This is a genomic window from Clostridium paraputrificum (assembly GCF_900447045.1).
Classification (GTDB): domain Bacteria; phylum Bacillota; class Clostridia; order Clostridiales; family Clostridiaceae; genus Clostridium; species Clostridium paraputrificum.
The window spans coordinates 47,477-59,993 of sequence record NZ_UAWH01000019.1; the positions used below are offsets into that span (position 1 = coordinate 47,477).

The following is a 12,517-nucleotide window of genomic DNA, read 5'->3' on the forward strand; positions in this document are numbered from 1 at the left end:
CCTCTTATAATAATTCCTTTTTAGTAAAATAAGCTACCCCTATACTTCCTGGTCCTACATGCAAACCTATTATTGGTCCTATAGATTGTATCCTTATTGGAATATTTAACTCTTCTTCTAGCCTCTTCGCAAGTTCTCTTCCTTCTTCTTCACAATTTATATGATGAACTATAACATCTCCAAGGCCATAATTTTTAATATCATCTAATACCTTATCTACTATTGCATTAACTGCTTTTTTCTTTGTTCTAACTTTTTCAAAAACCGAAGTAACTCCATCTCTTACAGTAAGAATTGGTCTTATCTGAAGTATTGTTCCAAATAAAGCAGCAGCACCACCTATTCTTCCACCTTTTTTAAGATACCTTAATGTATCTGGTACAAATAAAAATCTACTAGACTTAACAACATTATTAACTACTTCAACTACTTCTTCTATAGATTTTCCTTCCTTTGCAGCTCTTGCTCCTTCAATTACTTGAAATCCCATTTGCATACAGTTAGTTCTTGAATCTATTATTTCTATCCTTGCATCTGGATACTCTTCCAAAACCATATTCTTTGCTAAATGTGCACTAGAATATGTCCCACTCATATCTGATGATAGAAATACTCCTACAACATTATCTCCTGACTTAACAATACTTTTAAATATATCTAAAAGCTCATCTATACTTGGTTGTGATGATGTTGGTATCTCCTCTGATTGATCCATAACCTCATAGAAATACTTATTATCTAAATTAACTTCTCTATAGCTTTTTCCTTGAAGTATAACATTTAATGATGCAATTGAAATATTATATTTATTTATTAATTCTTCAGAAATATAACTTGTACTATCTGTAACTAACTTTACTCCCATAAAATCACCACTTTCTATAAAATAGTTTATAATATTACCCCATATATTTCCTAGGATTTTTTACACTTTGTATTTTAACTCCATCAGTACTTATTAAAAATTCCATTATAGTTTCATTTACTGGATTTTTATTTATCCCAGCCGATTTTACTCTTACTACAACAATATACTTCCCCTTACATGCTAAAGGTGCACTTAAAGGTCTAATCATAATTATATCAGAAAAATTAGGACAGTATACATACTTTGAACCATATATCTTTTTCATTTCTTTCTCTATATAGGTACTTAATAATGTAAATATTACTCCATCCTTTAATCTTGAATTTATTATATTCTGAGGTACTTTAAAATTGTTTTGTACCCTATCATTTTTTATTAAATAATCAGATACTTGTCCCCACCTTTCTATCTTATTGTATTTAGGATTACTCGAATTAAAGTAAACTATAATTGGAGAATCTATTAAACTTTTGTTACCAAGAAAAATCCCCTTATCACCATATACTATTGCTTCTAAAGCTAGTGGAAGTTCTTTTCTAAATATTATATCTCTTTTCTCTATATCACCAATATTATCCTGTCCATCTATACATAAGTATACTTCTAAAATATATTTATTATCAATCTCTTTCCAACATGATATAACTTCATCTCTATGCTTTGAAAACTTATCCTCCCTATACTTTGTATCTATAAACAAAAATAATTCTCCTGTTTCATCTGAGTGTGTTAATGTATAAAATCGATTTTGTATGTTTGCGTTCTCTAATAATAAGTCATTAACTTCAATATTAAGTTTTTCTTTCATAAACTCTTTCACTTTTAATCCCCTTAATAATATTATTTATAATGCATTTATATGAATTATTAAGTTTATTAGTTCTTTTATTTATTATTAAGATATAATATACTGTTTTTATATAAAATTTTGATTCTAGAAAGGAATTATATTTATGATAAGAACTATTTTATTTTATCCTGCAGTGGTATTAAGCTTATTTGTTTCGCTGTTGGCACTAATTAGAATTAAATATTTAGAACTTAGAGGAAAAACAAAAGAGAAAACAATATTTATTCATAAAGTAACAAGAGGTTGGGCTCGTTTTGTAATGAAAATGAGTGGTGCAGAAATTACTGTTAAAGGTCTTGAAAATATACCTGATGACCAAACTGTATTATTTATGGCAAATCACCAAAGCTTCTTTGATATCCCACTATTAATGAGTGTTATTGATGTACCAAAAGGCTTTATAGCAAAAAAAGAACTTGAAAACTGGCCTGGAATAAGTACATGGATGAGATATATAAGATGCATATTTATGGATAGAGCTAATTTAAGAAAATCAGCTGAAGCTATTGTTGAGGGAATTAATATTTTAAAAAGCGGTTATTCTATGGTAATCTTCCCTGAGGGAACAAGAAGTAAAGGTGGAGAGCCTCATGAATTTAAAAGTGGAAGCTTTAAATTAGCACTTAAGCCAAAGGTTCCAATAGTTCCTATTACTATAAATGGTACTTATAAACTATTAGAGCGAAATGGTAACAAAATTAAGGCTGATAAAGTTGAGGTTATTATTCATCCAGCAATAGATACTAAATCACTAAGCAAAGAGGAATCTTTATCTTTACCAGAAAAAGTTGAATCTATAATATTATCACCATTAAAATAAGCTTCATTATATTTTAGATAATAAAAAAATGAGTTGTTGCTCCGTTGCAACAACTCATTTTTTATTACCTATCTAATTAGAACTTATTACATTATTAACCCATTTACCAGATCTTAATCTAGCAAACTCAAAGAACAGCTTAACTACCTCTTCTAAGCATATAAAGAAATAAACTACATATACCGGCACTTGAAGAACTACTGCTCCTATAAATGCCATTGGAACAGCAAAAAGCCATATAGTACCTGCCTGAACTAGCATTGAATACGTCGTATCTCCACCACCTCTGAATACACCAACTATCATTACAACATTATATGTTCTTATTGAACAGAAAACTGCCATAATTCTTAATACATATATGGTGTCACTTACTGTACCTTCAGTAATATTAAATAACTTTAAAATTGTAGGGGCAAATATCCATATTAATACGCCCAAAGCTAGTCCCACTATAGGTGATACAATTCCTATTTTCTTAGAATAATCTACAGCCTCTTCCTCATGTCCTGACCCAATTTTATTACCTACCATTATAGCTGCTGCACTTGCAAGCCCTATACAAAATACCATAAACATATTATTTAATGTAGTTGCTATTTGCATGGTTGCTACTGCACTTGTACCTATCTGTGCATAAGCTATAGAATAAGAAGTAAGTCCTAATGACCATACTAATTCATTTATTATTACAGATGTAGATGTTCTAAAGTAAGTTTTTACAAAGATAAAATCAAAACTAAATAGCTCTTTTATATTAGAAGATACTTTATTGTTCCTTATATATACTTCAAATAGTATGTATAGCATTTCTATTACTCTTGCTAAAGTAGTAGCTAAAGCAGCTCCTGCTACTCCCATTGGTTTACAACCTAAGTTACCAAATATAAATATCCAGTTTAAAAATGCATTACTTAATACACCAATCAAGCTTGCATACATTGTAACTTTAGGTTGTTCTGTACTTCTTAATGCAGATGAATACGCTTGAGTTACATTAGTTATAAGATAACTTATTGCAATAACCTTTAAGTACATCCCACCTAATTCTATTACACTTGGATCCTTAGACAATATGCTCATTATACCGTCTGATAAGAAGAATGCTCCTATTCCAAATAATAAAGATGCAATAAATCCTATGGTCAAATCTAAACCTAATACCTTTTTTATACTTTTAACATCTCTTTTACCCCAATATTGAGACATAAATACGCTTGCACCAGCATTAATTCCTGATAAACACAGCATAAAAATAAAGAAATATTGATTAGCAAGTCCTACTGCTGCAATAGCTTCTTCTCCTAACTTTCCAATCATTAAATTATCTACTAAATTTAGTGATGATGTTATAAAGCTTTGTATGGTTATAGGTATTGCTAATGTCAGCATCGTTTTAATAAACTTTTTATCCCTTAATATTCCCATAATTTCCTCCTTAGTTAAAATAAAAAAAGCACACGGGTAGTCTAGCCGCCCGTCTGCTAAAAAAGTTCTTATTAAATTCCTGATTTATTTTCTTATAATTAATGTATTTTGTCAACAAATATTCATTAATTCTTTATAGCTATCTTCTATTTCTTCTCTGGATAAATTACCAGCTTCTAGTACCTCATCACTTAAGTTTTTTAATCTTTCATAATAGTTAATGCCCATTGATATTATATTCTTATCTTTATTACTCTTCTTTATCATATAAAATAATATATCTTCAGCTTTATCATATTTTCCAACAATCTCATAAAACTTAAATATCTTTTTATTTTCATTTATCGTTAAATCATATACCGATAATAAATCTGAAATATGTATTCCATCTTGAAAATACCTTTTTTCTATATCACTATCCTCTCTAAAGGCCTCATTTAAAGCATCTATAGACTTTAGATAATATCTAATTTGACCTTCTTCATCCCCTGTACTTTGACATACAAAACCTTGTAAACAAAGCAATTCTCCAAGAGCTATATACTTTTCTCCATTAAATTCATCCTCACGACTTATAATATCAATAACACTACTAAATGAAATCGTGTCGATTGTCATTATATCTAACCCTACTAACCCCTTTAATTGATTGTTTATAGCCTCTTTAGCCTTACTAACATCTCCATTTATTATATTTTTATCAACTTCTCTTTTAACTATTTTTAGTGAATTTTCAATTTCTTTCATAAAATCTTTCTTAATCATAAGGCCCTCCATTTTACAGAAAATTTAATTATAGTATAAATATTATATAACTATAATTAAATATAAATTAAGTTAATTTATTTTAAATTTTCTATTTATTTATAGTAAGTTAAGGTCAAATTGAAATATAAGAAATATATTTTTAAATTTTGCTTTTTGTTATAAAATTATAATACATTTACAACATAGGAGGAAATATATATGCAAAAGCTTCTCAGTAAAATGCGACAAGCTATAAATGATTTTAATTTAATAGAAAATGGAGATAAAATTGCAGTAGGACTGTCTGGAGGTAAGGATAGCTTAACTTTATTATATCTATTAAATTCTTATAAAAGATTTTCCCCAGAATCTTTTGATTTAATAGCTATAACGCTAAATCCAGGTGGAGTAGATAACTCTCCCTTACATAAGTTATGCGAAGAATTAGAAGTACCTTTTTATGAAGTTGAAACTAATATAAAGGAAGTAGTTTTTGATATTAGAAAAGAAAAAAATCCATGCTCTCTATGTGCAAATTTACGTAGGGGTGCCTTAAATGATAATGCAAGTAAGCTTGGTTGTAATAAAGTTGCATTAGGTCATCATAAAGATGATGCATTAGAAACTTTTTTACTTTCCATTTGTTATGAAGGCAGAATTAATTGTTTTTCTCCTAAAAGTTATATGGATAAAAACAACTTATTCCTTATTAGACCTATGGTTTATATAAACGAAAGCTCTATTAGAAAATTTGCTCTAAATAACAAGCTACCTATTATTAAGAATCCTTGTCCTGCTGACGGAAAAACCAAAAGGCAAGATATGAAAGAACTAATCAAAGATTTAGATAGAAAAATACCATGTTTCAAAAAAAATATTTTTGGATGTTTAAACAACCCTAGCCAACTGTTTATATGGGATAAAGAAAGAATAAAACACGAATAATATTCGTGTTTTATTCTTTTTTATTTTAAATTTTTACAGTTTTGTATTGATTTCATGTGTAAAATAAGCTAAAATCACCTTGTAGTTAGAACTTTTTTATTAATTTCAAATAAATTGTTCACTTATATAAATCCTACAATATGGGTTGGATGTTTCTACCGAGTTACCGTAAATTACTCTGGGCTATAAGTGTCTGCTAAGTATATTATCTTAATTTACGAGGAGATGTTTATAATGAATTATGATGTAATTATAGTTGGTGCTGGCCCTGCAGGAATCTTTACTGCATATGAACTTAAGAAACAAAAACCACAATCTAAAATCCTTTTAATTGAAGCTGGAAAACAAATAGATAAAAGACATTGCCCTAAAGACAGGACAAATGTTTGTGTTTCTTGCAAACCTTATTGTCATATCACATCAGGATTCTCTGGCGCTGGTGCATTTTCAGATGGAAAGTTATCATTAAGTTATGAAGTTGGTGGAGATTTACCAAACCTTGTTGGAGCAAAAACTGCTCAAGAATTTATTGATTATACTGATAAAATATACCTAGACTTTGGTGCTGATACTAAAGTTGAGGGTATAGATAATAATGATGCTGTTAAAGAAATTAGAAGAAAAGCAATTCAAGGTGGACTAAAATTAGTAGATTGTCCTATTAGACATTTAGGTACAGAAAAGGCTCAAGAAATATACCTTAAAATTCAAAATCACCTATTAGAAGTTGGTGTTGAAATTAAATTTGATACATTAGTTAAAAACTTAATTATAGAAAATAACTCTGTTACTGGAGCCTTATTAACTGATTCCTTAACTAAGAAAAAGGATGAAGAAGTATTCAGTAATAAAGTTGTTGTTGCTACAGGTAGAAAAGGTGCTGACTGGTTAAAGGATATGTGTGTTGAACATAATATTAACCATTCTGCAGGTCCAGTAGATATTGGTGTTAGAGTAGAACTTAGAAATGAGGTAATGGAAAGTGTTAATAATGTTCTTTATGAATCAAAATTAATTGGACATCCTCTTCCATTTAAAGATAAGGTAAGAACCTTCTGTCAAAACCCTGGTGGTTTTGTAAGCCAAGAAAACTATGATAATAATCTTGCTATAGTTAATGGTCATTCATATAAGAATCTAAAGTCTGATAATACTAATTTAGCTATATTAAGTTCTCATAACTTTGCTGAACCTTTTAACGAGCCTATTGAATATGGTAAAAAAGTAGCTGAACTTGTTAATATGCTAGGTAATGGAAAGATATTAGTTCAAAGATATGGTGATATATTAGATGGTAAGAGAACATGGGAACATGAACTTTATGAATCAAATGTAAAACACACTCTTCCAGATGCAGAAGCAGGTGATTTAACTTCTGCAATGCCATATAGAACTATGACCAACATATTAAACTTCATTGAAGCTATGGATACAGTAGTTCCTGGGTTTGCAAGTAGAGAAACACTTCTTTACGGTCCAGAAATTAAATTCTATAGCAATAAAATAAAATTAGATACAAACTTTGAAACTAATATAAAAGGACTTCACTGTTTAGGTGACTCAAGTGGATGGACAAGAGGCCTTATGATGGCTTCTGCTATGGGAGTCATGATGGGAAGACTTCTATAAACATAAAAAACCTCTAGTAAAATTTTTTACTAGAGTTTTTTTGTTATCTATCAAAAAAATAACTTTTTACTAAAGCTACAGCTTCTCTTGTATAAAATACAGGAACTAAGTAATTTACTGTATTGCTTGAATATACTTCAATATTTTCATATCCATTTCTTTTTGCTAACATACTACTTCTGAAAGCATGAAAATCTGTTGTTATTATTTTTACGCTTACATCTTTTAAATCTTTATTACTATGCTCTTGAATTTTTTCTTTTGAAAACTTAAAGTTTTCAGATGTATTTCTTGATTTATCTTCTTTTATAATTCTATCTTTACTAACACCATTTTCTAATAAATACCCTTCCATTGCCTCTGCTTCTGACATATCTTCATCTTCACCCTGTCCACCAGAAACCACAATGTAACTCTCTTTATTATACTTATTAAGACAATCTAATGCTGTATTAAGCCTATCCCTTAAGGTTTGACTTAGCTCATTCCTATTATTTAACCCTGCACCTAGAACAATAATATAATCAGTTGTCTCTGTACTATTCTTAGGGTAACATATTATAATGCCTTCTATAATGAAAAACACAACTAGTCCAATGCATACAAAAATCTTGATTACTTTATCTATTAATTTTAATTTCTCATTATTATATATCTTTTTCTTAATAAAATGATATAGTATAAACACTATACCAGCTATTAAAAAAACTTCACTAAAGGCGATTTTCCTAAAACTCAATACATTTACCAGTATAGAATATACCGTTAATATTCCACCTATAACTATGTCTAAATTCTTTTTCATTTTATCTCCTCCCCTAATATCTTATAGAATAATAGTATCAGAGGTAATTATTTCCGTAAATGTGATTTTTGCCTTTTTAATTAATATGTAATATGTTTATCTATAACATATCAAGCAAATCTCTATGTTCTTTCTTAATATCTAAGTATATATTCATTATTTTACGTGATTTTATATCAGCCTTATTCAATATAGAATCATAATTTAGTATAACTAGATTTGTAATATCCTTATCTATTTTATTATTCTCGCTCATTTCATTAAGTATATTAACTACTGTTTCTTTATCAAAAGATTCTTTATAACTTCTTCTTCCAACTAATGCACTTAATATATCTGCTATAGATAAAATCCTTATTTCCGTAGATAGCTCATCCCCCTTAATTCCAAAAGGGTATCCACTTCCATCAATTTTCTCATGATGTAAGGTAGCTATATCTCTAATATCATCTATATTCAATCCACTTAAAATATTATATCCTATAATAGAATGTTCTTTTATTATCTCAAACTCCTCTTCATTTAGCTTACTTTCTTTCTCCAATATATTAACTGGTATAGATATCTTACCTATATCATGCAATATTCCAGATATCTTTAATTTATATAATACTTTTTCATCTAGTCCTAGCAATTTCCCAATTTCATAACTTATAGCTTCTACAATTATACTATGTTTAACTGTAACTTCACTTCTAAAATCTATAGCATAAGCTAACATTCTAGCATAATTAAATATCTCTTCTCTTTTTAACTTCTTATCCTTTAAGAAATCATATAACTCAGATTTATATGATTTATCTTTTAGCTTCCTATTAATATCATACTTATCAATTACCTCTAAAAGCAATTGTACATTTTCTAAAGTATATATATTGGTCATTTTTCTAATTTCATAGGTACTTAATTCCTTATCATTTATAACTAATATACTAAAATAATCTGCTAATCCTAACATTACGGCCTCTATAGGTACATCTATATTTTTTAACTTTATATATTTATATGTAAAATGATGCCCTAAAACCACCTTATATAGCTTACTTAATGGTGAAAAGTATTTAATAAATAATGCCCCATATATTGCATGTTCAAAGGGACTAAAAGAATCAACACTTAATAAGTCTTTTACTTCACTCACTTTATGTATTCCAATATCATGAAACATTGATATTGTACATAAATCTATTATCTCATCCTTATCATTTATACCTCTTTCTTTTAATAAGTTCATCATTATATATGCTACCTGTTCTCCATGCTCTAGTAATCTATCATCTATGGAATTTATTGTTCTATGTATAATCGTTATAACATCTTTTAATAATACTTCTTTCATACCTGATATCCATTTCTTTAAATAAAATTAATACTTACTACTATAAATTTATTAATTAATTATAAAATACTTATACATTTTTAGTAAATACTTTTCTTTCATTGACCATGAACTTCCTTTCTCAATCTCTCTAGTTCTAATGATAACCTATCTACTTCTTTTCTAAGGTGTTCTATATCAGAACAAGTCTTTGCTGTTTGCTTATTCTTTGATGTTGATTCTCCTGTTTGTGAAGTTGAACTAGATTGGTTACTTTGTGGACAAAACGGATTGGTTACATTTTTATATTTAAGATCATAATAACGTCCTGGACCACTTTGAAAATATTGTTGCTGTGCATTATATGTTTCAATAGTTTGCCCCACCAACATTAACCAATTTCCTATAGCATTTTGAACATTAAAAGGTAGGTTTCCAGACATAACCATACCTATAATTTGTCCCATCAAAGAAAAAAGCTGAGGATTTAAATCTTGAAATCCTCCTGGCATATCTGAACATCCCTGTTCATCAAAAGTTCCAGTAAAATTAAACATATTGTAAAAAAACTCTTCAAATCCATTATAATTATCTGAATTCATAATTACCTCTTTTTCATCATGCTATATTATTATCTATTAATTAAAGTTTTTTTTATAACTCCAATCTTTAATTAAGTATAACTTTTTTAAAAACTAATTAATAAATAAAACAATAATATTAGAAAACCGCACCTCTATAAATCTACGAAGTGCGGTTTTTAATAACTAATCTATTACTATATATTTACTTAATTATATAAGATTTATTACTATTATTTATTCTTATTAAAATTTTTTTATTCTATCTTTTTTAAACAACCTATTATCATATTTATATAAAAATTCTTTAGTATAATCAACATCTGAAGGACAATCTATATATTCAAGACCTCTTTTTTGTCTTGTTTCATCTCCTTTTCCTGTTATTAAAATTACACTATCTTCATCTACATCCATAATGGCTTTTTCTATAGCTTTTCCTCTGTCAGTAACTATAGAATAATTGCATCCTTGAGCTTTAATATATTTAGATATTTCATTACATATATCTACAACTGATTCTTCTCCTGGATCTTCCTCTGTAATTATTACCGTATCTGAATATTTTCCTGAAATCTCACCTAAATCTTTACGTCTATCTAGAGCCTTCTTACCTGGACATCCAAAAACAGTAGTTATTTTTCTTTCTGGATACTCTGCTTTAACAGATTCAAATAGCCTTTCAAAACTCAACTTATTATGAGCATAGTCTACAATGGCTATCACCTTATTATCCTCATTGTTATAAACTTCCATTCTTCCCTTAACCTTAGCTTTTTTAAGGCCTTCATATATATACTTTTCAGGAATATCTAACGCCTCACATATTGCTATTGCTGCTAATGCATTTTCAACATTAAATAACCCTGGAATAGTTAATTGGAACTCCTTATCAAATCTCTTTGTTCTAGCTCTAAATAATATGTTATTATCTTTCTTTCTAACACCATAACCATATACATCTGCTTCTTTTTTATCTAACCCAAAAGTTATCATATTAGAACACTTCTTACTTGCTTTTAATACTTCTTCTAAATGCTCAGTGTTTAAGTTAATACAAGATATCTTACTTTGTTCAAATATCCTAAGCTTTGAGCTAAAGTAGTCATCAAAATCCTTATGCTCTATATCACTTACATGATCATAACCTATATTTAAAAAACATCCAACATTAAATTCTATACCTAATACTCTATTGTATTTCAACGCTTGGCTAGATACTTCCATCTCCATATATTTCATTCCACTTCTAACAGCATTATCAAAGTGCTTATGTAAATCAATTGATTCTGGTGTAGTAATATGTGACTCTATATCTATAACACCATCATATGTATCTATAGAAGATATAACGCCACTCATTGGTTCATTAATGCTTTTTAGATATTCATCAAATATATATCTTATAAAATATGTAGTGGTAGACTTTCCTTTAGTACCTGTAATCCCTACTAAGTTTAACTTTTCCCAAGCTTTATTATAAAAATAATTTGATATATACGCCATTGCTTTTCTTATATCATTAACAATTATATAAGAGCAATCATTTCCTAACTCATACTTATTTTCGCTTATATAGCAAACTGCTCCACTTATTATTGCATCCTTTAAAAATTCTTCTCTAAAGTGTGCCCCTTTACAAATAAATAAAGTATTTGTTTTTATATCTTTAGAATTACATGAAACATACTCTATATGACTTTTCTTCTTATCTTCTATATCATATTCCAATACTAAATTCTGTTTTAATAAAAGCTTTAGGTATTCTTCTAAACTACATATATTACTCATAAACTACTCCTTTTCTTTATTACTTAGTTTTTTGAACACATCTCTATAGACTTACTTACTAAAATATCCATTGCATCTATATAAAAATCAGATAAATCATGTTGCTCTTTAAAGCAAGATAATTCTGTACACGCTAATATAGCTCCATCACAGCCTGCCTCTTTAAGTTCCCTTTCTATCTCTAAAAACATACCATAATTTCCTATTTTCCCTTTTTTAACTTGATTATATATTATGTCCATCACCATAGCTTGCTTGTCTTTACTAGGAATATAACTTTCAATATCTAATAACTCAAGTTCTTTTTGATATACCCCAACACTTATTGTGCCATCAGTTGCTAAAATAGCAACCTTTTTAATACTTTTCTTTCTGTTATATATATATTTAACTGTTTCTTTTATCATATTTATTATAGGTATACATACCTCACTTTGAACATTATCTATAAAATAATGTGAAGTATTACATGGAACTGCTATAACCTTACATCCAGTAGTTTCTAATAGCTTTGCATCTTCTACCAGCTTATTTAACACCTTACTCTCATCTTTATTAAGAATAGCACTAGTTCTATCTGGTATTGTAGTATCATTTAAAACAACCATTGGTATATGCTCTTGATCTTTATCTGCATTGGTTCTATCAATAACCATTCCCATAAATAATTGAGTTGCCTTAGGTCCCATTCCACCTATAACACCTAGTTTATTATAACCTGTATTTGAAGACATC

12 protein-coding genes and 1 riboswitch are annotated in these 12,517 nt (G+C 28.3%); of the genes, 3 read left to right on the forward strand and 9 right to left on the reverse strand.

What is annotated here, in order from left to right; all coding sequences use genetic code 11:
* Positions 1 to 4 precede the first annotated feature (4 nt).
* Positions 5 to 865 (reverse strand): DegV family protein, encoded by an 861-nt coding sequence (locus DR024_RS17060; RefSeq protein ID WP_099314343.1) that lies wholly within the window; start codon positions 863 to 865, stop codon positions 5 to 7.
* A gap of 34 nt (positions 866 to 899) precedes the next feature.
* The gene (locus DR024_RS17065; protein WP_099314344.1) at positions 900 to 1,688 is read right to left on the reverse strand and encodes a staygreen family protein; all 789 of its coding nucleotides are present in this window, start codon (positions 1,686 to 1,688) and stop codon (positions 900 to 902) included.
* Between the two features lie 133 nt (positions 1,689 to 1,821).
* Here DR024_RS17065 and DR024_RS17070 point away from each other — a divergent pair, with 133 nt between their 5' ends.
* A complete protein-coding gene (locus tag DR024_RS17070) occupies positions 1,822 to 2,538 on the forward strand; it encodes a lysophospholipid acyltransferase family protein (RefSeq protein ID WP_027098978.1) in 717 nt (238 codons plus the stop codon).
* Positions 2,539 to 2,610: 72 nt separating this feature from the next.
* Here the strand turns inward: DR024_RS17070 and DR024_RS17075 are convergent, their stop codons facing one another.
* Both DR024_RS17075 and DR024_RS17080 read right to left on the reverse strand, forming a co-directional pair.
* Positions 2,611 to 3,966 (reverse strand): MATE family efflux transporter, encoded by a 1,356-nt coding sequence (locus DR024_RS17075; RefSeq protein ID WP_027098979.1) that lies wholly within the window; start codon positions 3,964 to 3,966, stop codon positions 2,611 to 2,613.
* 111 nt (positions 3,967 to 4,077) lie between these two features.
* Positions 4,078 to 4,731, reverse strand: a complete 654-nt coding sequence (locus DR024_RS17080; RefSeq protein WP_099314346.1) for a DUF6483 family protein — start codon at positions 4,729 to 4,731, stop codon at positions 4,078 to 4,080.
* A gap of 201 nt (positions 4,732 to 4,932) precedes the next feature.
* Between DR024_RS17080 and DR024_RS17085 the strand changes: the two genes are divergently transcribed.
* Both DR024_RS17085 and DR024_RS17090 read left to right on the forward strand, forming a co-directional pair.
* Complete coding sequence (locus DR024_RS17085; protein ID WP_055185009.1) at positions 4,933 to 5,658, forward strand: PP-loop family protein; 726 nt, start codon at positions 4,933 to 4,935, stop codon at positions 5,656 to 5,658.
* 102 nt (positions 5,659 to 5,760) lie between these two features.
* A riboswitch (purine riboswitch) is annotated at positions 5,761 to 5,864 on the forward strand.
* 28 nt (positions 5,865 to 5,892) lie between these two features.
* On the forward strand, positions 5,893 to 7,287 hold the full coding sequence (locus DR024_RS17090; RefSeq protein WP_027098982.1) for an NAD(P)/FAD-dependent oxidoreductase: 1,395 nt from the start codon (positions 5,893 to 5,895) through the stop codon (positions 7,285 to 7,287).
* A gap of 43 nt (positions 7,288 to 7,330) precedes the next feature.
* On the opposite strand, the gene DR024_RS17095 is transcribed toward DR024_RS17090, so the two are convergent.
* From DR024_RS17095 to cuyB, 5 genes are all read right to left on the reverse strand, one after another.
* A complete protein-coding gene (locus DR024_RS17095) occupies positions 7,331 to 8,092 on the reverse strand; it encodes a YdcF family protein (protein ID WP_065254786.1) in 762 nt (253 codons plus the stop codon).
* A gap of 100 nt (positions 8,093 to 8,192) precedes the next feature.
* Positions 8,193 to 9,431, reverse strand: a complete 1,239-nt coding sequence (locus tag DR024_RS17100; protein WP_065254785.1) for an HD-GYP domain-containing protein — start codon at positions 9,429 to 9,431, stop codon at positions 8,193 to 8,195.
* Positions 9,432 to 9,529: 98 nt separating this feature from the next.
* A complete protein-coding gene (locus DR024_RS17105) occupies positions 9,530 to 10,012 on the reverse strand; it encodes a hypothetical protein (RefSeq protein ID WP_027098985.1) in 483 nt (160 codons plus the stop codon).
* 225 nt (positions 10,013 to 10,237) lie between these two features.
* On the reverse strand, positions 10,238 to 11,782 hold the full coding sequence (locus DR024_RS17110) for a Mur ligase family protein (RefSeq protein WP_111919371.1): 1,545 nt from the start codon (positions 11,780 to 11,782) through the stop codon (positions 10,238 to 10,240).
* 23 nt (positions 11,783 to 11,805) lie between these two features.
* Positions 11,806 to 12,516, reverse strand: a complete 711-nt coding sequence (gene cuyB / locus DR024_RS17115) for a cysteate racemase (RefSeq protein ID WP_027098986.1) — start codon at positions 12,514 to 12,516, stop codon at positions 11,806 to 11,808.
* Position 12,517: the final 1 nt, after the last annotated feature.